Below are 23,896 nucleotides of genomic sequence, written 5' to 3' on the forward strand. Positions count from 1 at the left end.
GAATCAATGTGACGATCGTCACTCTGGAAAAACGTCTATGCCCTTCTCGATCAACTTTCAAGAACCGCTGTGGCTGCTGCTACTCGCACTTGTGCCGGTGGTTTGGATCGTGTCGCGGCGGAGCATGGGCGCTCTCGGCGGCTGGCGGGCTTTGCTGGCAAACATTCTGCGGTCGCTCGTGCTGACGGGCATTATCATGGCGCTGGCCGGTCCGCAGTGGAACCGATTCAGCGAGAACGTCTCGGTTGCCTATCTGCTCGATCAGTCGGAAAGTATTCCGGCCGAGTATCGCGACGAGATGCTCCGCTATGTGACCAAGAATGTGAAACGTCACCGTCAGGAAGCCAAAGGGGATCGCGCGGCCGTAATCGTCTTTGGTCGTGATGCGGCTGTGGAGTACCCGCCGGTTGAATCGACTCCCGATGGCCGCAACATCGAAACGTTGGTGGACCCTACGGCTACGAATTTGGCCGACTCGCTGGCGAAGGCCGCGGCGCTACTGCCTAATAACTCTGCCCGTCGGGTAGTGCTCGTCACGGACGGAAATGAAAACATCGGTGCCGCCAGTCGGCAATCGCAACAGCTCGCCCAAGCCGGCATCGGTGTGGATGTTGTTCCCACGCCGACGGGCGGTCAACAGGACGTCGCCGTGGAAAGCGTCGCGGCTCCAAGTTCCGCTAAAAAAGATCAGCCACTGGAAGTCCGTGTTGTTCTCAACAATCAAGGCGATGATCCCGCACCCAGCGTAGGGAGCTTACGTATCGTCCGCAAATCGGGTGGACGCGAAGAAACGATTGCCGAAGAGCAGATGACCCTACCAGCGGGAAAAACAGTTTTCACGTTCCGTGAAACACCGACGGAATCGGATTTCTATGTTTATGAAGCTCGTTTTATTCCCGACAAACAGGGCGAAGATCGTTTCCTGGCGAACAACGTCGCAACTGGTTTCACCGACGTGCGAGGCAAAGGCCGGGTGCTTTTGCTGGAAGATTATCAGCATCCTGGCGAGTTTGATGCACTTGTTGACAGCCTGCGTAAAGAAGGGATCGACACCGACGTCGTCGCGAGTGACCGGGCGTTCTCGTCTCTTGCTGATTTGCAGCGTTATGACAGCGTGATTTTGGCCAATGTGCCACGAATAGCTAGCGATACCGCTGGATCGTTTGTAAGCCTCTCCGACGAGCAAATCGGCATGCTCGTGCAAAACACCAAGGAACTCGGCTGCGGGCTGGTAATGCTTGGTGGGCAACGTAGTTTCGGGGCAGGCGGTTGGGCGGGTTCGGAATTGGAAAAGGCTATGCCGGTCGATTTCCAAATCAAGAACGCCAAAGTGATTCCCGTTGGTGCGCTCGCACTTGTGATCGATAAGTCAGGTTCCATGGCGGGTGAAAAGCTCGACCTGAGTCTGGCTGCCGCTCGCGAGGCCATCAAAATGATGGGCCCCCGTGACTATATCAATGTCGTGGCATTCGATGAGATGCCTTACAACGTGGTGCCGCTTGAGCGCGTGGGCGACGGTCGCAATGCTTTAGCACGAGTCTCCCGGATCACGATTGGTGGTGGCACCGATCTTTATCCAGGCATGAAGATGGCCTACCAATCGCTCAAGAATGCCGATGCCGCGGTCAAGCATATGATCGTGCTCACCGACGGCATGACGCCCGAAACGGAGTTTAACGAACTTTGTCGGCAGATGCGGAACGACAAAATCACCGTGAGTGCCGTCGCGGTGGGAAACGATGCTGACCGGGCGTTGCTCGCGAGAATTGCTTCGCTAGGCAAAGGCAAGTTCTATGCAGCCCCGAATCCTCGTGCCGTCCCGAGAATCTTCATGGTAGAAACTCGCCGTATCGCCACGCCTGTGATTCGCGAGCTGAGCCCCCCAGCTGTTCCTCAGCGTATGGCCGATCACCAGATGTTTACAGGAATCGAAGGGGATTTCCCCGCCATCAACGGCTTTGTTCAAACCACAGTCAAAGAAAACTCCTTGGTCGAAGTTCTATTGCGTTCTCCCGTGCCAACGGTTGAAAAGAATGCGACTGTGCTAGCCACATGGACTTATGGTTTAGGAAAAGCAGCAGCGTTTACGACCGATGCTGGCAGCTTATGGGCAAACCAATGGAAAAATTGGGGTAGTTACGAAAAGTTCTTTTCCCAGCTTGTACGGTGGTCCATGCGGCCGGCAGGGGAACAAGGCAACTACACCATCGCCACCCAAACGACCGACGGCCGAACACAAATCGTGATCGACGCGTTGGACGACGAGGATCAGTTTATCAACGAGCTCAACCTCTTTGGCAGCGTAGTCGGCCCAGATTTGAAGCCAGTCTCTTTGGCTGTCGAACAAACGGCCCCGGGACGTTACGTCGGTGAATTTGCTTCGCAAGATCCAGGCAGCTACTTCGTGACGGTTTCAACACCCGATGGTTCGATGTTGCGCGCCGGGGTGAATGTTGGGGCTTCACAAGAGTATGGCGACTTTCAGGTCAATTTGCCGCTACTTGAGCGATTGGCAAATAACGCTCCCGAAGGAGGTCAGCCGGGGCAAGTGATTGGTTCAGATGAGGAATTGCCGTTTGCTACGCAGGCTGGAGCAAAGTTAGCAGAAGATCTTGATCCTTTTCGTCGCGACCTTCCCCCTTCGATCACGAGCCGCGACATGTGGCCGCCATTGGTCGTGGCTGCGAGCGTTGTATTTCTCAGCGATATCTTCATCCGCCGCGTGCAAATTGATCTCTCAGGGTTAAAAACTCGTATGGCGAGCGCGATGTCACGCCGCAAAGTCGTTCAAGCTCCCGCCACTCTGGCCCGACTCTCCGCCAAGAAAGCGGAAATTCGCGAACGGTATCAACCCCCAACCGTGGATGCGCCACCTGTGAGCAACGTCGCCGTAAATAAGCCCGTGGCAGCGAAAGCTCAAACAACCAAGCCAACCGAGCCGCAAGAAAAACCTGCCGAAGAAACGATGACGTCCAGGCTGCTCGCAGCGAAGAAAGCGGTGAAAGACAATCGCTGGAAAAGCGATCACTAGTTGGCCGCTATTCACGTTTGCCAATTTCTTTGGCTGGGTTGCCACCAACGATTGTGGCTGCCGGAATACTTTTTACGACCACGGCCCCCGCGGCAACGATGGCATTGGCTGCGATTTCGACTCCTCCGAGCAAAGTCGCTCTAGCGCCAATCCAAGCACCATTCTTAACGACGATCGGTTTGGCCAGCAAGGCAAACGTTGGAGAACGGTGGTCGTGGCTCCCCGTGCAAAAATAGGAGTACTGCGAAACGCATACGTGGCTGCCGATCACCACATCTTCAATGTTGTCGATCCACACGCTCTGACCGATCCAACAATGATCGCCAATGGTCAATCGCCACGGATACTTAATCCGCACGTGGGGCTTAAAATTAACTTCCTTGCCAATGCTCGCCCCAAACAATCGCAGTAAACGAACCTTCAAGCCACTCACTGGCAGCCAGCCACTCTCTATGAAAAACAGGCTGCAATAATACCACAGCGTACGCACCAACAACCCACGACCCGGATTGTACTCCGGGTTGGAAAACGCGCTGAGATCACACAGCGGACCTTCTGAACTTTGATCGTGTGTGTTCATGTGATCTTAGTTCCTGCCAGCACGCTGAAGAGTCTGATGATACATCTGTTCATAGCCAGCCACGACTTGTTCCTCGGCCAGCCACTTCTTGACATACGCTCGGCCCTGCTCACCTAGAGTTTTTCTTCGCGCTTCATCTGTCAGTAGTTCAACAATAGCGTCGGCTAGCGTGTCGGGACGATTATCGACGATTGAGGCCCCCGCTTGCTCCAATTCTCGCCAAACATCAGTGCCGCGCGTCGTGACCACTGGGGTACCGCAGGCAAGGGCTTCCGGCAAGACGAGTCCAAAATTCTCTTGATGCGTTGGCAGGACAAATACGTCAGCCACCTCATACAATGATAGCTTAACGTCGCCGCGAACCATGCCCAGGAAATGTGTCGATTCGCTAACACCTAGCGTTTTCGCCAGTTGCCGCATCTCTGTAACATAGTTTTCTTCTCCTGGACCGGCGATCAGCAAATCAAATTCAAGGCCCCGCGATTTCAATAGCCGAGCCGCTTGCAGTAGCAAATCAACGCCTTTTTTAGGATGAACCCGGCTGAGAAATAAGATTTTCTGCCGTGACGAATCAATTTGCGGAAAGGCTGCTAATGCTGGATTAGGACCCGGCAAGTTATCGTAAGGTGCTAAATCCATCGCACACGCTTGGATCACTGGCAAGTAGTCGCCCGGAATCCACGACTGCGCTTGTTCACGTTCCGCTTCTGCCGTGAAGTGAACCGTTGTGGCGCGGCTAAAAAGTTTGCGTCCACCCAGTGCAAGATATGCACTTTTCTTCACACTCTTTTGACGCATACTGTAGTCATCGAGCATGCCATGCACTGTGACTATGTAAGGAATGTTCTCGCGTTGAAGCACTCGAGACAATTGGAGATTACTCAACTCCCATGGAGTGTGCAGATGCACAACGTCAGTCTCTTTGAGTATGCCATGGAACCGCGCAATGGCATCACTGCTCAATAAATGTCCACACCAAGAAGATCTCGCTAGCTCTCGAACTTGAGGGAGTTCGACTAGACCCTGACGCCATGGCTGCGGCACATCCAACGCATCGCTGGTCGTAAGTGTTATGCGATGCCCCTTATCGGCCAAGGTGCCACACAAATCAAGAACCGTCTGTACGACCCCCCCTTCTTCTAAGCGAATCCTCGGAAAGAAGTGAACTATCGAAAGTGAATCGCGCATAGAGTTGTCGGGAAAATTTGGTCAACGCATTTGAGGCCAAGGGTTCATCTGAACTTGCGGAAGCTTTTTGCCGAACAAACGGTCCGCTATAAACAAGATGATGTAAGTGGAAACGAACCCGAGAATAATAAGATCGGTAAAAACCGCAATACAGCCTCGAGCCAAACCAAATGCTTGTCCTGTTGCCACAGCAGCAGGCAAGATAATAAATGAGTTCGTAGGATTGAGTCGAACTAATTCATCAATAAATCGCAAAAACTGCCCAAAGAACAGGGCGTAAATTACGATCGCCCAATAGCCGCCTTCCGCAACGGCATATCCGACAACACCCGGGGGAATTGTTATACCCGTTTTATTTACCCCATCGATGTCAGCCAATGTTGCAATATCATTCCCCAAGGGCTCAGGCTTTTCAGGCCATAAAACCCGAGGCACAAAATACATACCCATGTACTTCAAACTAAATAGGAAGCGAGGCTCAAGTTGATCAGGCCATTGTTCAATGGCCCATAAACTTGCTGATCCACACGCCTGGCCGCCAAGAAGGTCCTTCATACCTTCTTTGATGTTGGCCTGCATCATGCCACTTATGGCACTACTTGCGTCTGATGAACCACCGAATTCGTGATTGCGAGCAGCTGTGAAGGCAGCCACCGCAACAGCAGCCGCAACCATAAACGGAGCGATATAGAGAATCATCTTCCCAGGGCTCATCAATCGCGCACGGCGATGATAAACGCCCCATGCGAATCCCATCACGACAGCTAATAATGGCCGCCGACCAAATACGCCCGTCAAAGCAATCATGAGACTCGTCGCAACGACCAGCGCAGCAACAGCCGCAACGGGGATGTTCGAGCGTCTATTACTCCAAACCCAACCACTTATAGCAGCAGAAATCGCTGCGAAGGCTATAGCCACCTGCACGCTCGCAGCCGCAATGTTTGGAATGGGCATGAACCGCAAGGTCATCCCGAGCACGTTCAAAAATACGGCAAGACCAAGCAGCAAAAAATCGTTCGTCTCACGCGGTGGGAATTTGAACTTCTGAGCAACCCAGGGTGTAAAGCGTATCCGCTGATAGCTGAAAAGAAAAATCGCGATAAACGTAGCAGCCATTGCCAGAAACTGCTTGCCGGTATCGCTTGGAAAGTAAACTCGAAAGAATGTATAATTGTCCGTTTGTAAGGCAATAGCAGGGCTCGTCAGCTGATAAATAATAAAGCCGACGAGATACATGTTGCGAGCGCTAAACAAGTCGACTTTGCGCGATAGACCCTGCTTGAGAATAAGAATAACAAGCACAGCCGCAATGCTAAACAGAGCAACAACTGTTGTATTGATCATAGAACCTAAACACCAAGGCGATCGTCACAGGATATCTACATGGCGGCCACGCGCATAAAGAACTTATGTAGATTATACCTTAAATTAGATTATTACATTCACCAGGTGTCGCCATTTCAGAGTTAAATTCGGTCAAATCGCTCCAACCGGTCAACTTTCGACCCAACCACTGTTCTAGACATTTCGCGTCTTGGGAATAGTACGAAATTAATTTTTGCTTCAGTTCGGGTAGCAGACGCGGTCGATCGGCGGCGAACAACCGGCTCCATATGAAACGATCCAGCAGATTATTCGCGGCAATAATTGGAGTTTTTAGTATTCCTCGCTCGCGAACAAAGTATCTACCATCAGATGACCAAGAACGTGTATGACGGTCTAACGCGTCCCATAATCGCAAGCGAGTAATAGAATACGGAGCTTTCATAGGGCGGGAATCAAACGAACCAGGATGAAACTCCGTCGCCACACCCAGAAACCCATACAATTGTGCCAACTGACCTTTGGCATCTTGCTTCATATCTTCTAGCAACATTACTAAGATATTCTCGCGCGGAAAATACTCGGCATAGTTTTGTAAGTGTTTTGCATACAGGCCAAACTCCAGAACATCTTGTGCTCGTGGGTACTCGTTAAATTCCCCACGCAAAATTTTGGGTAAGCCTATCTCGACAGGCGCAATTGGCAGCAATCCCGTCTTCATATAGTGAAAATATCCAGAAATGGCTCGCTCTACGGGGTGACGTAAAATTGCGATGATTTTGAGGTCAGGCATATGTCGCTGCAAACGCTCGGGGCATTCAGGATGCCCTAAAAGATTCGGCCGTTTGACACCCACTAATTGATCAGGTTTGGACCCTTCAAAGTGTCGCTCGAATTCGTGTATTTGATCTTCCGAATAGAGTGAATCTTCAAAGAACGCAATTTCCTCGGGAGGCATAAAAATCTGCGGATGATCGTTTAGGCACTCAAGCAAGTAGGTCGAACCAGCCTTCTGAGCTCCAATCACAAAGAAATCTGGCAGCATGGCATTTTACACTAAAAAGCACTATGACGAATAACTCACACGCTTGATGATATTATACGTTTGACAATTTGACGTGGCACTAATTATGACCGGCCTGCACAATATCGCACAGCTGCCGCCATACCCGCAACCATATTCTGCAAGCTAAACTCTTTCTCGACGGCCTGTAGAGCTTCTTGTGACATCTGCTGTGCCAATTCTCGATTCAGGAAAATGGTCCGTAGCGATTCTGCCAGTGCTCTGGAATCAAGGTGATCGTACAGCAGTCCATTAACTCCTGGCTTGAGGGCTTCGATCTCCGGATTCTGACTCCCAATCTGATCACTTGTTACCACTGGCAAGCCATAACCGAAAGCATGCAATATGCTCAAACCAATATTTGCCGGGTAACAGAAGACATCTGCGGTCAAAAACCAGGGTGCTATTTCCAACTCATTGTAGATCGGACCAATAAATCGTATCCGGTTAGCAAGACCATTCTTCTCTGCCAAGGCCTGAATTCGAGATTGTTCTTCAGTTCCCTTGCCAACAATATTCACTTGCAAATCGGGGAAATCATCCCTCATGAGCGAAACTGCTTCCACTAACAAATCCAAGCGATTAGCCCGGTCAAGTCGAGATACAAACAGTACCTGTGGACCAGGGCCCATGCCTTGCTCTCGTCGAAATTCTTTGAGTTTCTCCGGATTGGATTGCCAAAAGAGTTTCGCTTGGCGGATCGGTTCCTGATCCAAGCTGTTATGAGCGACAAAGATCGACTGCTGGTCGAAGCCCGCATCTTTAAAAGAATCTGCCGCGGCCTGATTATAAAACATAAGTGCTGTAGCCAATCTTGCTACCGAGTGGCGTACTTTTCTGCGTATCAAATTATCCGTTTTAGAGTAGCCGTGGCCCCATAGGATCGTGGGTAACCCCATCGCCTTGGCCTTTAAGAGAGTTGGCACAAGACTCAGATAACGCGGATTCCAAGTTAGCATTAAAACATCCGCCTGTTTGAGTGAAGCTGAATTCCACTGGGCAGCATGCCAAAAAACGTATTGCCCTCGAATTTTTTTTTGCCACAAGTAGACGGGCTCTGCGTCAAAACCATCCGCTTCAACATTAGGCAGATCTGGTCGAGCGCCGTACAGCAATTTCAATTGGATATCGGGGTATGTCGCGAGTTCACGAAAAACCGGCACGCGGTATTTGGCTAGCGAGGGTTGCTGAACAATCAATCGTATCGGTTGACACATAATTTTTTCGCTATCGCCCGGTCGTCGAGTTAACGCCTTTCGGCCGGTGCGCCACACCAGCGCCACACGATTTCGAATGTACTTACGTAGTGAACTAATTGCATAATGCCCACCACACGAATCCATGCCCACCACCCATATCCACGCAGCATGAGTTTCCTGCGAGCATTTACCAATCCTCCAGTTTTTGGCAACAGTTTTTTGGCGGTCGTGAGCAGTTTGCTAACAAAATGACGCTTGCTTTGGCGGGCATGCATGTCGATTTTCCCTCCTGCACGACGACGCGCCTGCCGCAAAACTTCGCTTAATTTAGTGCGAGCCGGATGAATAACCACAGCGTCATCGACATATTTAACGATATAGCCATGCTCCGCGGCACGTGCAGACCATACAGCATCAGCACCACTCATGAGCGAATCGTCAAAGGGGCCAACTTTTTCGAATAAATCACGTCTCGTAACCATGTTGGCGGTAACAACTCCATTCGATTCGTTAACTCTTTTTTGTTGGTCCATCCGAACCGCGATATCGAAAAGTTCGGTTGCTTTCGGGCGAGCTGGATCAAGCGCTACGAGATCAATTCTACCGGCCACAACATCAATTGAATTGACGCCATCGATAGCTATGACCGCGGCCTCTAACCATCTGGTGTCAGGCACGCAATCTGCATCCGTAAATGCTAGTATCGACCCTCGAGCCATCGATAGAGCCTTATTCCGAGCGGCAAACGAACCAGGACGAGTTTCCTCTCCAAACCTTGCGAAGTCATATCGAGCGACCAAAGCCCGGGGAGGATCTATCGAACCATTGTCAATCACAATGACTTCAAGCTGATTACGCGGAAAGGTTTGTTCAGCCAATGCATTTAAGCACTTTTCGAGATACTCAGGCTGATTGTACACAGGCACAATTACAGAGACACAAATTGTGGATTGGCCATTGTTACTCATCGCTAACTGCTACCAAAAATGATCTACGAATTTGAGTTGAAGCTAATTGGCCTGCTGTACAGCCTCGACTACTTCTCGTAGCCGCTGGGGCGTTGATGCCGAAACTAACAGCACCGTGTCGGGTCTTATCCGTCGCGCTTCACGGATCAATGTCGTAACCGGGTAAACACAGCGACCGTGGCGATCCTTCTCAGCAAAGCGAAATATACTATGAAAAATGTAAGACACGTCAGCCGAATAGTCGGTAGCTCGCTCACCTGGCCATCCGGATTGCCAAAACGTACCAAATTGAGCCCAACGATCTTCAGCTGCTCCAATGCCTACACCAAAAGCCCTAATCAAATTTTGCCTAATGAGTGATTCAAATCGGGCTGCAACTTCAGGTGTTAAATCGTCTCGGTGAGGTTCGTGTGCCAAAAAAATGTCAACCTGGTCGCGTTTCAACCGCTGCAAGCTTTCCCCAAGCGACCGCTCGATCGTTTGTTGTGAAAAGTCATAGCGGGGCCGACCAGCGGAATGTGGCCTAGGCCCCACGAGACCACCGACTAGCATTTTTATACCACGGAATTGATCAAGCAAGGACTTTGCAAGAAATCTCATCCTTGTCTTCGTCGCATTGTACGGCTGTCGAGGCGGGCCAACCTTTGTGGCAATGACAACCTCTGAAGAATTGCCGATCACATGCCCCAGAGCCTCTTCTGCGGTTCCATATGACGCGGCAACATCAAAATATGTGATACCCAAATCGAGGGCAGTTTCTAGGAGCTTCGTCGACTGTCGCAACCCCACACGACCATCCAAGCGCGAGCAGCCAAATCCAAGACATGAAACTTTGCGGCCGATAGGTCTTAATTCAATTTCTTCCATTTGTTGACCTCGTCAGATGATCGGCCAGACGAGTGGCAAAGGCCATAGCAGTAAACGTAACATTAGCATTACTGCTTGTTCGGAAGATGCATGCTCCTGCGGCATAGAGATTTTCTGTGCCAAAAACGCGCAGGTCTCGATCAACAACTCCATCTTGCTTGGAATCGCCAATTATACAGCCACCGGTATGATGATTTGTGTCGTGCAGTTTATCCAAGAAGCTTTGATTCCCAGCCGCTAGATCAGAATCCATGTCAACGTCGGCTAACTCGGCCTCTTCTAACGCCAATTGCACGCGCTTAGTAAAATCCAGGATTCTGCTAACTTCAAGTCCAGATAGTCGCCAATCCAGCACAACCTTGGGTAGCCCATAGATGTCACGCACATTGGAATCGATCGTGATACGGCTTTCACGCACGGGTTCGACTTCTGCTTGAATAGTTAATGCAATGCGGGATCCACTTGGTATCAAAATGCGATGCTCGATAACGTATTTCCACATGAGTGGAATCATATGCCGAGCACAGGCAAAAATATTTCGCACCAACTCCTTAATCGAACCGATTTTGCGACTTAAAACAGCAGCCTTATAAAACTGCTTGAGATACACAAGATTCTCGCGCACTGAATTCTCGAATGTAATCGTCGCCTGAGTATTCAGTAGCGGTTCTTGCTCAAGCAAAGCGTTGATAAGGCGAATCCGCGGCTGAAATTTGTTGCCCCGAAATATAATCGTGCAAAATACATCATTGAACGCTTTGGCATTTCGCGGTTTGAGATACGCCACGCGACCACCAAGGTGATCCATAAAATAGCGACCAATATTCTCATTGCCGCGCCAAGGACAATCTAAGGCAGGATCTGCAGCCATATGAAGTAAAAGTCGCGCGTTTTCGATCGTCCCGGCACAGAGTACAAAATCGCTGCCAGCCACCTGGTGACGTGCACCCTGGTCGTCAACCACATCGACAGCAAGAATGCGACCAGCATGCATCTCAAGACCTACGGTAGTTGCGCCAAGCACAACGATGAGCTTAGGATTTGATTCGATCTCCTGACGAAAGTGCATCGCGAGATTAGGATACTTCATCCAGCGAGTCAGAAATATTTCCACACCATTATCAAGCAAGGGCTTAGGCTTTCGCGTTTCCGACCATACTGCATCATCGTGCTGCCAGCGTTGTTCGTAGCCCAACGCCTCATACGTTTCTGGATAATAGGAGGCCAACTCCTCAAACCGCACAGGCCAACGCGAATCCTGCAACCAATCACGACCATCGAGATCGACGGGAAGAAACTCAACGAGTTGCCCTCCCCAAAGATTGGTCGTTCCTCCGAGAGCAACGCTTCGACCGATGCGAATCCCATCATGCCCCCGTCCTACGACTGCAAACGAATCATGGGAAAAGCTACGAATGGTTTGATCACCTGATTCCAGCAAGACAACTTGACGACCTCTGCGCGCTAATTGGACTGCTAAGTGTATTCCGACCGCACCAGCGCCTATCACAACCGCGCAATCTGGGTCGAGAGTTATCTTGTTCAGCGCTGAAGGATCTTCAAGAAGCATTTGTCAAAGAGCACGAAGTCTGATCTCGTGCGTAGTTATTTTAAGGTTGTCGCGGGAAATCACCTAAATCCTAACAAAGGACGTGGTGTGGAATGGCGTAGCTTAGTACCAAATGATGTAAGTACGGCCTGCGTCTAATCTAGTGTCTAAACGATTCGTGTGTGGCTGAGAGGGAGATGTCATAAAATTATTATAGATCGTAATCGATGGCACTGCTAAGGCTTGCTCGTGCCAAGCGAAAATTGAGACTTTATACGGGGAGCCATTATTTCGATGAAATGACTGTTTGCCTCGAGGTATCGGCAATAAGTTCGTTGTAAATCGTTACCCAACGATGAGCTAAAGCTTGTTGATCCAAGTTGTGTTCAACAAAAATTTGCCCAGCAGCACCCATTCGCTCGCGTAATCCGGGATCGGATATCAGGAGAGAAATTTTCTCCACTAATTGGTCCACATCCTTTGGCTCGATCAAAAAGGCGGACTTATCTTCAGTCACTATTTCAGGTATACCCCCAACGCGACTTGCCACAACGGGCAGCCCAGTTGCTTGAGCTTCAGCGACTGCAACGCCTTGACCTTCACGCGTTCCATCCTTCGCAATAATACCCGGTTGGATGTAGATATCTGACTCCTGCAGCAATGCAAGCGTCTTTTCATGCTCAAGAGCTCCATGAAACCGTACGTTCGAAACGACATTCAATTGTACACATAATTGCTCCAAATCATCTCGAAGAGGACCGTCACCGATAACATCCAAAGTTACATCGGTCCACGTTTTCTGTAGCTTAGCAATTGCCCTTATCGCGAACTCCAAGCCTTTGAATTCAACCAGTCTTCCAATAGTAACAAGGCGTATCCCCAAAGAACTTGCTCTCTTTTGCTTCTGTTGAGGCAACTTGAATCGAGATAAATCAATACCCATGGGTATGACCTTATATTTCTCGGAAGAAATATTGCAATCTTCTAAATGCTTCGCCATGTGCTTAGTTCCGACCGTAAGTAACTGCACTGTGCGAAAGACTCTTCCAAAAACTCGACGGATTGGTATTTTCCGGTTTTCGTTTAAGTCCGTGCCGTGAAAAGTTACGACAACGGGAGTCTTGAGAAACCCGGCATTGCACAACTGGGCAACAGGCAAAGAAAAATTACCAAAATGAACGTGAACAACGTCCCAATCACTATATTGCATGAGTGCTGAAGCATACGGAATGGCTGCTAGAGCAGCACCATCAGATCGACCACGAACGTAGTCCGCGACCATAAACCAGAGCAACTTCAAAGAACGAAAATCAAAAGGAAATTGCCGCACTAGATCAAAGAGAAGCTTTACGAAATTCCCGCGGGGGTATGTGATCGGCAAAATACGTTCGACAGCTTGATCGTCCACACGCTTAGTTACGTTCAACAAGCTCGAATCACCCGGTTCGGCCATGACAGTTACGCTGTGACCAAGCTCCAGGAGAGAGCTTACATGCAAAAGTATGAATGTCTGCGACACAACGGGATAACGCCGAGCAACGATCAGGATATTCACGTTTGACTCCTAGCCCGAGGAGCTTCCTGGTTTGGGATTGGAGCCGACCAAAGATTTGAGAGCCCTCTTCGTCTTTCCAAAAACTATGCGAAGAAATGTACGAGGCTTTCCGGCAATCTCGACATCGATTCGCGGCATCGCTACACCTTCTTTGACGATAACAGCAATCAGCAAAGTCTTGGTGATGGTCGCCACTTTACTTCTAGGGAATGACATGAAATCAGCAGCAGTCCATAGACTCCGATGGCGTTCTAACTCATTTTCACAAAGCGCTTCTTGGCCGGTTTCGTATTTAGGAGTGCTAAAGATGATAGCTTTCTTGGCTTTACTCAAAAGAGTGTTAATTAGCTTTACACCATCTTCTTTTGTCACATGTTCAATAATATCACCTAGAAATATCACATCATATGAATCAATCGAATTAGCAAGCGATCGCACGTCACCAATCATGATTTCGTTGTACAAATACCGATGCATATCCGTGATATACTCGGGAAATCCTTCGATCCCATCAATACGCACCTGCCAGTTGTCACGACGATACCGACTTGGATCATCTTCTGATTCTATAATGTCTGTATACTCTCGAAAAAGATGACCCCACTTTCCAAATCCTACACCAATATCCAGAATTGATGTCGGCTTCAACTGTTTGATAAGGTGAATCACAACAGGAACTGCGTTGGGGCGGCTACTAGGCATAATATCTTTCGTATCTATTTCCGATGTATGGCAGGTTAAGTTCTATATTAATTCAAAACCAATAGAATACAGATCTACTCAGAGTTTTGTTTTGAAAAGACAAAGAAATCTGCAAAGCTCCCTTTCTCTTCGCCAGGAATCTTTGGGAAAGGATTCTTTACATGTTGAGCCAGTCGCCATTCCCGATATTTACTTGCTACTGTGTCAGTAAAACGACGATGACGTACGTGTGGAGCAGGTTGAGGTTCATCACAATTACTCGAGTAAACAATAACGTATCGATTTGCTGAGCCAAACAGGAGCTGCAAGTACTTTTCGTATATCTGGTCTTCGACAAGATGATAAATTACATCTAATGACAGACTTAGATCTGCCTTCTCTCCTTGATATTCGTCTACTAAGTGAAATCGCTTGTTAGAATCATCAATAAATAGTTCTCTACAATGATTCACCGCTGTCTGGCTTACATCGAATCCTAGATAGTTTGGATAATTAGCCATAAGCAATTGATTGCCGTCTCCGCAACCAAATTCAATTACAGTCTGAATATTATTCTCTTTCACGAATGAATTAAGAAATTCTGCCTTGAATTGCGCTAATTCTCCGTATGATCCACGGCCAGAATGACCACCAGCCTGATAACGTGTTTCCCAATAATTTTCCGATGACGAAAACTTGACATTCTTAGGTTTTCCGCCTAAGGCACGCAGTGCATACCTCGCAATAGTTTTGATCACTGGGATCTTATAGAGAAAACTTTTCTGATCGGCTTTCATAGTGCCTCTTTAAATTTCTGATTTCAGATATGTTGTCCGTTTGAACTTGACCGTTTACTTCTAAGTCTAAACTGATCAGCAATAAATCTTAAAGTTTGACGTCCACTTGAGCAAAGTAAAACCAATATTCCCCAAATGAACGCAGCGGCAAGTGCGGCCCAGAGTAGCTGTAATGCTGGCGATAAATGCTCTCCAAAATAGGTGATGATCATAGCAGGAGCAGCGACTGGAACCGCTTGAGCTATCCCTTCTAATGTTAATTTCCATAAATCCTTTACGCTCACTGGACCAGCAGCGCCTGCATACCAATAGGCCAGAGGAATTATTATTATGTAAATCATTGCTGTGTATGAAATGGCCACCCCCAGCGGCCCCCATGGAAGACCGGCAAAGAAAGATAAAACGATGAGACTGCAGCCAATGACACCCCAACGCATGAGTTCACGACCTCGTCCCTGGCTAATGTAGAGCCAACCTAAAGTATGACTTAGAGGCTGGACGATTCCCGCGACCGCAAGCCATTGCAAGATTGGCCCAGATTCCTCATAGCCGTGCCCGAATACGATAGTGACTATCTGATGCGCCATTACGGCCACAAAAATCATGATAGGACATGATACTATCTGCAAAATTGCAATTGCTTGAAAATAGGCTTCACGATATTTCTTAGGCTGCTTAATGACTCGACTAAGGGCTGGAACCATTAAATGAGTTAAAGGTGCATTAATTTGCTGCAACGGCGCCATCATAAGCTTATAAGCACGCTCGTAGAATCCTAGAAGCTCCGCTCCCCACCACCAGCCAATCAGCATGTTGTCACCAGACCGAGCGAAATAGTTGAGGAAATTGAATCCGGTAAGGTTTGCTCCAAACCCAATCATGGTGCGAACTCCAGCACCTTTTCTCGGTCGATTCGGCAACCATCGACAAGCGATCCAAGTTCCTGACGCTCGAACCGCGGCAGCAGAAATCGTTAAAACAACTAACGCCCAGTAAGAGCGATAGTACCAAGCGATAGTAATAGCAAGAACGTATGAAATAAGAGTGGCGAGAACTTGAATTAAACTGATCTGTCGTAGCCTCATAGTCCGACGGAGTAATGCTTGATGCTGGATAGTAAGGCCAGCCAAAAGTGGTGTTATCGCAAGAGCTAAACTGATAGGCAGTAAGCGAGGCTCACTATAAAACCAGGCGATCGCTGGTGCAGCTGCCGCCATGATCAGGGAAATCACCAGTCCTAATCCTGCAGCGAGCCAAAACAGATTACTCACTTGCTGATGAGTGATCTCGTCTCTTTGGATAGTTGACATCGAAAGACCGGCGTCGACAAACATCGCTGAAAAGCCGGTAAAAACTGTTACCATGGCCACAAGACCGAAGTCTGTTGCATCGAGGAGCCGAGTTAAGATCGGAATGCTAATAAACTGCATCGCAACGATCATTCCCTGCGAACCTAAAGTCCAAAGCCCTCCTCGCACGGTTTTGCCTTTGAGGTCCCTGCGCAGGTTTTCAGTCGAAAAATAGTCGATTGAACGGCTCAATCTAGTCGCCTTCGGGATAACAGGTATTGTTAGGAGTCGCGATCTCTGTGGTCTGCCGACTAAACACAAGCAATACCGAGAGAGCTTACCTCATGCCACGGGCACTTGGGAGGGGATGCTGGCGGGGGAACTTTGTGGGGCAGGAAGCCTGGAGATATCCTTACCGCTATTGTTTGCCGCGAGAGCGACAATTTCTGCCTCCAATGGCTCAAGAAGCTCCATCAATTGATTGATCGTTTCGCACGATGACATTCCCACGGGTCTGTTACCACAGACCGATAACCGCCCGATGACATGCTCTCCCGAGAAAAGCGGGACTTCCGCTCCCCAGCGTTGCGACTTCTCGGTGCGACTCGGACGACGCCACGAAGCATGAAAACCTTCTTGGAGGGCCGCGAGATTCACGTCGAGCTTCACTTCAATGAGATCAAGCTTCTCGGCATATTCGATCACCGATTGCCACATCAAATTCCAGTCACGAGAACCCTGTAGTCGGAACACATACTGCCGCGCTCCTCCGGATCGGAAGATAGACATCAGCAATCCTTTTAGCCGACTGATCACCATGACCAATTCAATATGACCGAACATCTGCGTGAGGATCAAAATGAATAATACAGAGAGTATCGTGAGCAAAGCAATAATGTCATTGCTCATGAAAATGCTGATCAAAGCCCCAGCACACGTTATTGCGCAACATACGGCAACCACGGCCAGCACCCGTGTGTTCTTGCCGAAGACAGCCATCAGACGATGGTGCAAATGTCCACGATCGGTGGCATAGATGCTGCGACCGGAGAGCTTGCGACGAACAATTGCCGCCACAGAGTCGAAGATCGGTAACGCCCAAATCGCTAGTGGAGCCGCCATGGCCACCGTCGCCGGGCCTTTCATCGAACCACCAATAGCCAAGGTCCCCACAACCAATCCGATCAACATGCTTCCAGCATCGCCCAAAAACATTCGGGCAGGCGGGAAGTTGAATGGCAAGAAGCCAAGCAGACTACCCACAAATACGGCAGCAACAACGGCCACGGCAGGTTGGGTGAAGAAAACTGCGATAACTGAGATCGTGGCACACAAAATAATACCGATCGTCGTGGCTAGACCATCGATCCCATCAAGCAAATTGAGGGAATTAATAGCCCCCAGGAGCCAGAACACCGTAAACGGTATCGAAAAGTACCCCAGCGATAACTTGTAGTCGAAGACGACAATACTATTAATTTGAAGGCCAGACGCGATCACAATAAGCGTTGCTATAAACTGGCCCACCAGCTTGTAGCGGCCTTTCATACCGAAGCGGTCGTCCCATAATCCCAGCAAAACAATCCAACCACAAGCGAGCAAAAGTCCCCCCAAAAGGGACTCGTTCTCACCCAACAATTTTTGCAATCGCGAGGATGAAAAGTATTCGACCGCAAAAGTGATGGCGGCGGCCAAGAACACTGCTAATCCGCCGCCCAAGGCGACTTCCCGCTTGTGGCTTTTGTGATGTCCATCAGGACGATCAACCAATCCCCAGCGCGGGGCAAAAATGCCGACAAAGTTTGTGATCGTGTAACTCACAAACGCAGCAATGCAGCAAACAGCCAAGAGGTAAAACATGTTGGTAAAGACTCCTCAGCGTTACCGCTGATCAGCATTAAAATCCCTGCTGAGTCGCTTGTGATCTACTCACAAATCATTGTAATTAATCTTGTTAAGGAACTGGGAACGTATTGTTGGGAAGTATTACTTCAAAAATCGCCATCAAGATCGATGGTCGAATTTCCTTTTGAATACTCGTAATTCTCTATTCTCCATAGCCACATCCCCAGCCGTAAAGGCCTTACGTTTCCAGGGAATAAAAAGAAGTGGCTCATTTGTCGGCGAACTTGCTTCAACCCACTTCACGCGACCAACCCTCAAAACCCGCAATCTCCGGTTTCCGTTGATCCTGCCCCGCATCAAGGCAACTGGCGGGCCAGAACCACGAATTCCGCGAAATCTGGACATCACGCCCTTGGAGGAAGCAGCACGCAACCCATTATTTGAAAAGCAGTTACCTGCAGCCAGCCTAGCAGTAAAACGAGCCTGTCTGCTTCAATTCATCTTTGCGGGAACCCCAAAACGTGTCAACAAATTCGACACAAGAAGAGTAAATGCTGCAAATTCTCAACGCACTCGCTACCAAGACATTTGGCGAATATCGTTTAGAACTTAATAGTTAATGGTGATAGCATCCGCGAAAACTACTCGCCGATCACCACTCGCAAGGGCTGTGATCGCAATCCATTTTCGCCTGCGGCGACGGCCATTAACGTAACGGGTCCAGATCCAAGATTGCTTTTCTCAATTGTGAATGGCCCTTCGCCACTGGGCACTTTGGCAACCTCCACTCCGTTGGAGATGATTGAAGTAGGGGCTGGTTGCGTCGCAGAAAGTCTAAAACTCAAAGTTGGCAATTTAGTTTCCGATGTCATAGAGAGTTGGATCGCATTGCGACCATTTTTGATGTTTAGCGAGCCGATCCAGCGGCCCTGAGTTTCAATCGGAGTATTGTCCGTGGCCACGACGCGAACTTCGTGATAGCCGTCAGCGAGCTTGGTCGTATCGAGTTTGAATCGCTCGCCAGGAAATATTTGCTGATGCATTAGCCCGTCAAGAAACAACTGAAACGATGCAACTGGCTGAACTGTACCATTCGTAGAAGGCACAATTTCGACTTCGCCCTTGGCAAATTCTCCCGCGGCGATTCCTGTCACGTTGACCTTAGGAATCTTTGCCCAGGGTTGGCACAAGGGATCACCCACCAAAATCTGTTGAAATGGACTGGCCACTGCCTGATAAAACGATTCGGCAAGCGAGCAGCCATGCACATAATGCACATGCAATGATGCATTGGGGAACTTTTGAGGCAATGCCGTCGGTTCAACGACCGTACCACAAGCGCCCGCTGCACCCATCCTCAAAAACTCGCTAATGACTGTTTGACCTTTATCCGGCAAGAACTGCCCACCCGAGCTAGTCAAATTGTCGCAGAAGGCCCCGGGAAGAAATCGACTTCCCGAACCCGCGGGATTCACATTGCTATGACCACATGTCACGCCCGCCATGTCTTGCCGATTTTGAGGAAAAAATTCCTGCACGATCTGGGCTCGCACACCTGCCAATTGAATTAGTCGCACGGCTGCGGGAAAGTCTTGGTCGCGAACTCTAGAACGAATCGTCTTGTTCGCGGCGAAGTAGATCGTCCCACCAGGAGCACTACCATCGGCGGGCACGGAGCGTTCTAAATTCCAGACAATCTCAGCTACAGTATTGCCAGGCACTGTGTTAACGCCCAATATGGCCGACATCATATAGGGAAGGCCTTCTTGTCCTGCACGCTTACCGCCCAGCGACCAACGATAGTTCGCTCGAAAGGCCCTCGACACTACCACGAGAGGATCAAAAGGCGCAGCATAGAAATTGGCATTGAGACCAAACATTTCCTTGCGATGTTGTTGAACAAAAGCATAGAGATAGGTGGCACTCGTGAGTGAACACATCGGCGTGAATGAGCGCCCTAAATTCTCTGCGGCGAACTGTTTCTTAAAATCCACTCGCCAAGGAAAATCACACGAGTAGACGACGCAGTCGATTTGCTTTGATAACTTGCGCTTTTCAATCTCCAGTAAAATAGGCGCTAGAATTCGTTGCTCGAAAAGATTGCTGGGAATCGAAACCCTACCTGGGGGAAACTTCAAATAAAAAACATTCTGCGACGGAACTTTGCGTAAATCGATATAGTAGTTAGCAACCGTCTTCGACGCTTCGCTGTTCGCATTGACAACGAGTAACAAGTTTTCGGGCCCCCCACCAGCGCGGCAGACTAGCGGGCAAAGCACAGCACTTTGAAAGCTGGCGAGTAAACAGCAGCAAGCAAATAAAGAACGAACCATAACGGCCTACATTTCGATGGAGCTGGAAAGTCTCACATCGATTGTAGGCGTTCTAGCACACGCGAACAACTTGCCCAAGGATATTCAAGAGGTATCTGTCAGCTTGCCACGGCAAGATTGCCCAAAGGTTGGCAACTGGCGTTTATCAAGATGGGATCGACACCTTGCGCTTCGCAGCAAGAGAGGATTTCTCGCCAGTAATTCTCGTTCATTACAATCACAACTATTGGTTTTTGTGACTGAGCTTGCAATACTGAAGGTGCATCAATTCGGTGACCAACAATCGGCGTATAGCAACCTTGCTTATTGGGATTGATGTCGATTCGATAGTCAATCAGCGTCGCTTTGGGATCCACCAAGTAAGAGAACAAAGTTCCTTTGGTAGCCATTCCCCAAAGCACAATCTGATAATTCTTGCGCTTTAGATCTAAAAGATGTTCGCGAGCATTCTCAATGAGCGAATCTTCTTGACGCACATACTGCATCGCTTCTGAAATTAATCGCTGTCCCGCCGTGCCTGTATCGACCGAAGCTTGAAAGGAAGATGTCCTTGCCTCAAGCCACATATATTGGTCGCCAAACGCTGGCCGTACCTGTTGCACTCGCATACCTGCCAACGTCGCAGCCGTGGCTAAGCTCGTAGGCGTAAAATAGTTGCAATGCTCGTAGCAATAATCCCAAAAGGCTCGTTCTTTGAGAATCCAACCCAAATCCGGCACTTCCACAAACATCGGTACATCGGGGAAGGCTCTCAGCGCTTCGTGAATTGTTGCAAGAAACTCGACCGGCTGAGGAATGTGTTCCAGCACATGGCGGCAAATGACTAAGCTTGGCTTTTCTTGCAGCTGTCCTTCGGCAAAAAAATCGCGAATGAATCGCAAGCGGCCTTGGTTTTCTATGAGATCCCCTTCGTAGCTAGGATCGATTCCTAAGCCACGGACATTGGGATATTTTTCGCAAAGGGCTTTCAGGAATGTCCCTTTACCGCAACCGACGTCGACGATGAATCCTTCATCGTGGAGATAAGTTTTGTTGAAATAGTCTGCCAGGCTTCCGTAGTAGTTGGCCATCGCCGTCGAAGGAACACTGTTGTCATATCCTTCATCGTACGTCAGCAATTCGGGATCGAACTGGCCGTTGAATGCGAAACCGCAGCTCTCACAAATGGTCAACGCGAATTGCCCCGGCTTCACGGCATGCGCAAGTTCCGCGCTGCGATACACATAATTTTGCATCGCTGGCAAGCGATGACGCTTAACGGTATTGACCGTTGGCTGGTTCTTACAGACGGGGCATGGTGAACTATGATCGCTCAAGATGACTCTCCGCTTACGCAACTCGTTTCAGCCACGCACTTGGCCAGTGAGTCACGTTGTCGCACAATGGACTTTCGTTAAAGGTCCATTCGGGTTGCTCCAGCAGAAACTCGGGATGCTCCTCGGCAAATTCCACAGCAGCCGCTTCAGGATGATCATCTTTCCACGTTGGATTACCACGAGGTACGTCATGGACGAATTTCATGATGCCGTCGGTGGCAACGATGTAGGATCCCAGCGAAACGAGTGGATAATAGGCTTCTAGCTCGGCACGCACGTGAGACTTGGTGTGGCAGGAGTCGAGGATCACTAAGACCTTTTCACCTGGCTTGATGAGCGACCTCACTTGGTCCAACGTTTCTGATCCTGCCGAATCCCCTTCAATAAGCGAAATGTATGATGCCAGCTCATGGTTCTCGATGGCCTTGCGGTTGTGTGGGCGGATTTCGATATCTACGCCAACCACACGGCCTTTGCCCAAAACTTTGCAAAGGCTAGCATAAAAAATCAACGAGCCGCCGTGGGCCACGCCCGTCTCTAGAATCACATCGGGCTTAAGACGATAAATGACTTCCTGAGTCCGAATCATATCTTCAGGAAGCTGGATAATCGGGCGGCCCAGCCACGAAAATGTATAGGGATATTTTTGATCCCAGCCAATTCTCAGCCACTCGCGCGAAAGAATGTTAAATGCTTCAGGTGAATAGAGCTTCATCGTCCGGTGTTCGCCATCAATTTCCGTCAGCGTGCCGGCAACGGTATCGATCGTCAATTTCATAAATTCATCCCTGAAAGTCTCGACGGAAATACGCGGCTATCCGAATCCGCGATTGGATAATCTCAACTGGCTCCACTTTTCGCAAGATCAACACCCTGAGTGCTGGCATCATGGGAACTCCAAGCGGAAATCGTCGCTTGTAGTCCCTCGGCAAGCGAAAATCGTGGTCGCCAACCAACCTCTTGGATCAAGCGAACGTTATTTCCTTCGATCAAAGCCGGGTCGTTCGGGCGAGTTGGCAACGCCCCGAGTCTCAAGAGCGACTCACCATCCATAAGTCTTGCCGCTTGCTCGGCCATTGAAGCAATCGAGATCGCCGATCCTGAGCAAACATTGATCGGTCCCGTCGCTCCACTCTCTAAGATCGCGACAATCGCACGAGCAACATCTTGAATGTAAAGGAAATCCCTCCGTTGCTCGCCCGTTGAGCACAATGCCGGTTCGCCACGAGAGATGGCCGAGATCACCGAGCCAGGCATCCGGTCAATGCTAGCGCCCGGGCCATACATGAAAAACAGTCGTGTCCAGGCCGTGCTTATCCCTTGGCGACCTAATTGATCCAGATAACGCCCCGCGGCTAGTTTTGCTTCACCGTAAGGCGTAGTGGGGCGGCAAGGCGTTTCATGCTCTGTGCAGATACCCTGGTTCCAATCGTATTCCGCACACGAACCGAGCCCAACAATTCGTGATCCGCCGCATTCAACAAAAGTTTCAAAGAGTTCAAGACTCGCTTCCAGCCACTCGTGGTTATCCGGCGAGTGCCAAAAATCTTTGGGATTGGTACACCAAGCAGCATGCAACAAGTGCGTGGGCTTCACATTTTGCAACAGCGCCCGAATTTCGCGCGGCTCCTTCATGTCGGCGCAATGCGAATGAACCTGCGGAATGTGTTCATCTATGTTGCGCGAGACGGTATGAATTTCCCATTTCTGCCGATCAAACCACGGCAGGCAAGCGCGGCCAACAAACCCTGTCGCTCCAGTTATTAATAGCCGCTTCATGCTAACCTCGGCCAATCTTGATCTCGCTGCGAAATCACTTTGACCTCGCCCGGCCAGTCGATGCCCAGCGCAGGATCATCCCATCGCAGTCCTCGCGCGCTTTCAGCAGAATAGCCTGTCGACATTTGATAGTAGACTTCCACGTCATCGCTCAGGGTGAGAAATCCGTGGGCAAACCCCTCGGGAATGTAGAGCATGTCGCCATTCGCCTGATTGAGCTGAAATCCTTGCCAACGGTAATACGTGGGTGAATCGGACCTCACGTCCACCACCACGTCGAAAATGCTTCCGCGGTTACAGCGAACGATTTTGATCTCAGCATGCGGGGAGATTTGAAAATGCATCCCTCGCAGTGTCCCTCGCACACGATTGTGCGAGACATTGATTTGCGTCAAGTTCGTGTTCAAACCTTGTTCCGCAAACTCACGTTCGCACCATAAGCGTGCGAAATAGCCACGCTCGTCTTCATGACGTTCGGGCTGTAAGAGCATTACGCCATCGAGTTCCGTAGGCAGAAATCGCACACGCCT

The 23,896-nt window shown here is 49.5% G+C and carries 19 protein-coding genes; 1 reads left to right on the forward strand and 18 read right to left on the reverse strand.

Annotated elements, in window-relative coordinates; genetic code table 11:
- Positions 1-37 precede the first annotated feature (37 nt).
- Positions 38-3,031 carry a VWA domain-containing protein gene (locus tag SH678x_RS18055; protein WP_496919848.1) on the forward strand — a complete coding sequence of 998 codons (2,994 nt, stop codon included), beginning with the start codon at positions 38-40 and terminating at the stop codon, positions 3,029-3,031.
- A gap of 7 nt (positions 3,032-3,038) precedes the next feature.
- On the opposite strand, the gene SH678x_RS18060 is transcribed toward SH678x_RS18055, so the two are convergent.
- The 18 genes from SH678x_RS18060 to rfbC form a co-directional block, all read right to left on the reverse strand.
- The gene (locus SH678x_RS18060; RefSeq protein ID WP_496919849.1) at positions 3,039-3,611 is read right to left on the reverse strand and encodes a WcaF family extracellular polysaccharide biosynthesis acetyltransferase; all 573 of its coding nucleotides are present in this window, start codon (positions 3,609-3,611) and stop codon (positions 3,039-3,041) included.
- Positions 3,612-3,617: 6 nt separating this feature from the next.
- Positions 3,618-4,799, reverse strand: a complete 1,182-nt coding sequence (locus tag SH678x_RS18065; protein ID WP_496919850.1) for a glycosyltransferase — start codon at positions 4,797-4,799, stop codon at positions 3,618-3,620.
- A 21-nt stretch (positions 4,800-4,820) separates the two neighbouring features.
- Complete coding sequence (locus SH678x_RS18070) at positions 4,821-6,146, reverse strand: hypothetical protein (protein WP_496919851.1); 1,326 nt, start codon at positions 6,144-6,146, stop codon at positions 4,821-4,823.
- Positions 6,147-6,225: 79 nt separating this feature from the next.
- The gene (locus SH678x_RS18075; protein ID WP_496919852.1) at positions 6,226-7,170 is read right to left on the reverse strand and encodes a sulfotransferase domain-containing protein; all 945 of its coding nucleotides are present in this window, start codon (positions 7,168-7,170) and stop codon (positions 6,226-6,228) included.
- Positions 7,171-7,253: 83 nt separating this feature from the next.
- Positions 7,254-8,471 carry a glycosyltransferase family 4 protein gene (locus SH678x_RS18080; protein WP_496919853.1) on the reverse strand — a complete coding sequence of 406 codons (1,218 nt, stop codon included), beginning with the start codon at positions 8,469-8,471 and terminating at the stop codon, positions 7,254-7,256.
- Positions 8,435-9,355 carry a glycosyltransferase family 2 protein gene (locus SH678x_RS18085; RefSeq protein ID WP_496919854.1) on the reverse strand — a complete coding sequence of 307 codons (921 nt, stop codon included), beginning with the start codon at positions 9,353-9,355 and terminating at the stop codon, positions 8,435-8,437. The genes SH678x_RS18080 and SH678x_RS18085 overlap by 37 nt, the downstream gene beginning before the upstream one ends.
- Positions 9,356-9,397: 42 nt before the next feature.
- A complete protein-coding gene (locus SH678x_RS18090; RefSeq protein ID WP_496919855.1) occupies positions 9,398-10,222 on the reverse strand; it encodes an aldo/keto reductase in 825 nt (274 codons plus the stop codon).
- Positions 10,209-11,792, reverse strand: a complete 1,584-nt coding sequence (locus SH678x_RS18095; protein ID WP_496919856.1) for an FAD-dependent oxidoreductase — start codon at positions 11,790-11,792, stop codon at positions 10,209-10,211. Before SH678x_RS18095 ends, SH678x_RS18090 begins: the two co-directional genes overlap by 14 nt.
- Before the next feature lie 265 nt (positions 11,793-12,057).
- The gene (locus tag SH678x_RS18100) at positions 12,058-13,326 is read right to left on the reverse strand and encodes a glycosyltransferase (protein ID WP_496919857.1); all 1,269 of its coding nucleotides are present in this window, start codon (positions 13,324-13,326) and stop codon (positions 12,058-12,060) included.
- 9 nt (positions 13,327-13,335) lie between these two features.
- Entirely contained in the window at positions 13,336-14,028 is a 693-nt protein-coding gene (locus tag SH678x_RS18105; RefSeq protein WP_496919858.1) for a class I SAM-dependent methyltransferase, read from the reverse strand.
- A 74-nt stretch (positions 14,029-14,102) separates the two neighbouring features.
- A complete protein-coding gene (locus tag SH678x_RS18110; RefSeq protein WP_496919859.1) occupies positions 14,103-14,804 on the reverse strand; it encodes a class I SAM-dependent methyltransferase in 702 nt (233 codons plus the stop codon).
- 23 nt (positions 14,805-14,827) lie between these two features.
- On the reverse strand, positions 14,828-16,345 hold the full coding sequence (locus SH678x_RS18115; protein WP_496919860.1) for a lipopolysaccharide biosynthesis protein: 1,518 nt from the start codon (positions 16,343-16,345) through the stop codon (positions 14,828-14,830).
- A gap of 90 nt (positions 16,346-16,435) precedes the next feature.
- Positions 16,436-17,953, reverse strand: coding sequence for an MraY family glycosyltransferase (locus SH678x_RS18120; protein WP_496919861.1), 1,518 nt, complete (start codon positions 17,951-17,953; stop codon positions 16,436-16,438).
- Positions 17,954-18,579: 626 nt separating this feature from the next.
- The gene (locus SH678x_RS18125; protein ID WP_496919862.1) at positions 18,580-20,271 is read right to left on the reverse strand and encodes a hypothetical protein; all 1,692 of its coding nucleotides are present in this window, start codon (positions 20,269-20,271) and stop codon (positions 18,580-18,582) included.
- A 98-nt stretch (positions 20,272-20,369) separates the two neighbouring features.
- Positions 20,370-21,587: a class I SAM-dependent methyltransferase gene (locus SH678x_RS18130; RefSeq protein ID WP_496919863.1), complete on the reverse strand. Its 1,218-nt coding sequence runs from the start codon at positions 21,585-21,587 to the stop codon at positions 20,370-20,372.
- A 13-nt stretch (positions 21,588-21,600) separates the two neighbouring features.
- Complete coding sequence (locus tag SH678x_RS18135; RefSeq protein WP_496919864.1) at positions 21,601-22,365, reverse strand: cephalosporin hydroxylase family protein; 765 nt, start codon at positions 22,363-22,365, stop codon at positions 21,601-21,603.
- Between the two features lie 62 nt (positions 22,366-22,427).
- Positions 22,428-23,366: an NAD-dependent epimerase/dehydratase family protein gene (locus SH678x_RS18140; protein WP_496919865.1), complete on the reverse strand. Its 939-nt coding sequence runs from the start codon at positions 23,364-23,366 to the stop codon at positions 22,428-22,430.
- Positions 23,363-23,890, reverse strand: coding sequence for a dTDP-4-dehydrorhamnose 3,5-epimerase (gene rfbC / locus SH678x_RS18145; protein ID WP_496919866.1), 528 nt, complete (start codon positions 23,888-23,890; stop codon positions 23,363-23,365). Before rfbC ends, SH678x_RS18140 begins: the two co-directional genes overlap by 4 nt.
- Between the last annotated feature and the right edge of the window lie 6 nt (positions 23,891-23,896).

Source organism: Bythopirellula superficialaquae, assembly GCF_059632245.1.

Bases quoted from the DNA above. Each gene is read 5' to 3' on its own strand.
- SH678x_RS18065 (WP_496919850.1), bottom strand. From the start codon at position 4,799: ATGCGCGATTCACTTTCGATAGTTCACTTCTTTCCGAGGATTCGCTTA.
- SH678x_RS18135 (WP_496919864.1), bottom strand. From the start codon at position 22,365: ATGAAATTGACGATCGATACCGTTGCCGGCACGCTGACGGAAATTGAT.
- SH678x_RS18075 (WP_496919852.1), bottom strand. From the start codon at position 7,170: ATGCTGCCAGATTTCTTTGTGATTGGAGCTCAGAAGGCTGGTTCGACC.
- SH678x_RS18105 (WP_496919858.1), bottom strand. From the start codon at position 14,028: ATGCCTAGTAGCCGCCCCAACGCAGTTCCTGTTGTGATTCACCTTATC.
- SH678x_RS18140 (WP_496919865.1), bottom strand. From the start codon at position 23,366: ATGAAGCGGCTATTAATAACTGGAGCGACAGGGTTTGTTGGCCGCGCT.
- SH678x_RS18060 (WP_496919849.1), bottom strand. From the start codon at position 3,611: ATGAACACACACGATCAAAGTTCAGAAGGTCCGCTGTGTGATCTCAGC.
- SH678x_RS18055 (WP_496919848.1), top strand. From the start codon at position 38: ATGCCCTTCTCGATCAACTTTCAAGAACCGCTGTGGCTGCTGCTACTC.
- SH678x_RS18070 (WP_496919851.1), bottom strand. From the start codon at position 6,146: ATGATCAATACAACAGTTGTTGCTCTGTTTAGCATTGCGGCTGTGCTT.
- SH678x_RS18110 (WP_496919859.1), bottom strand. From the start codon at position 14,804: ATGAAAGCCGATCAGAAAAGTTTTCTCTATAAGATCCCAGTGATCAAA.
- SH678x_RS18120 (WP_496919861.1), bottom strand. From the start codon at position 17,953: ATGTTTTACCTCTTGGCTGTTTGCTGCATTGCTGCGTTTGTGAGTTAC.
- SH678x_RS18095 (WP_496919856.1), bottom strand. From the start codon at position 11,792: ATGCTTCTTGAAGATCCTTCAGCGCTGAACAAGATAACTCTCGACCCA.
- SH678x_RS18125 (WP_496919862.1), bottom strand. From the start codon at position 20,271: ATGGTTCGTTCTTTATTTGCTTGCTGCTGTTTACTCGCCAGCTTTCAA.
- SH678x_RS18090 (WP_496919855.1), bottom strand. From the start codon at position 10,222: ATGGAAGAAATTGAATTAAGACCTATCGGCCGCAAAGTTTCATGTCTT.
- SH678x_RS18085 (WP_496919854.1), bottom strand. From the start codon at position 9,355: ATGAGTAACAATGGCCAATCCACAATTTGTGTCTCTGTAATTGTGCCT.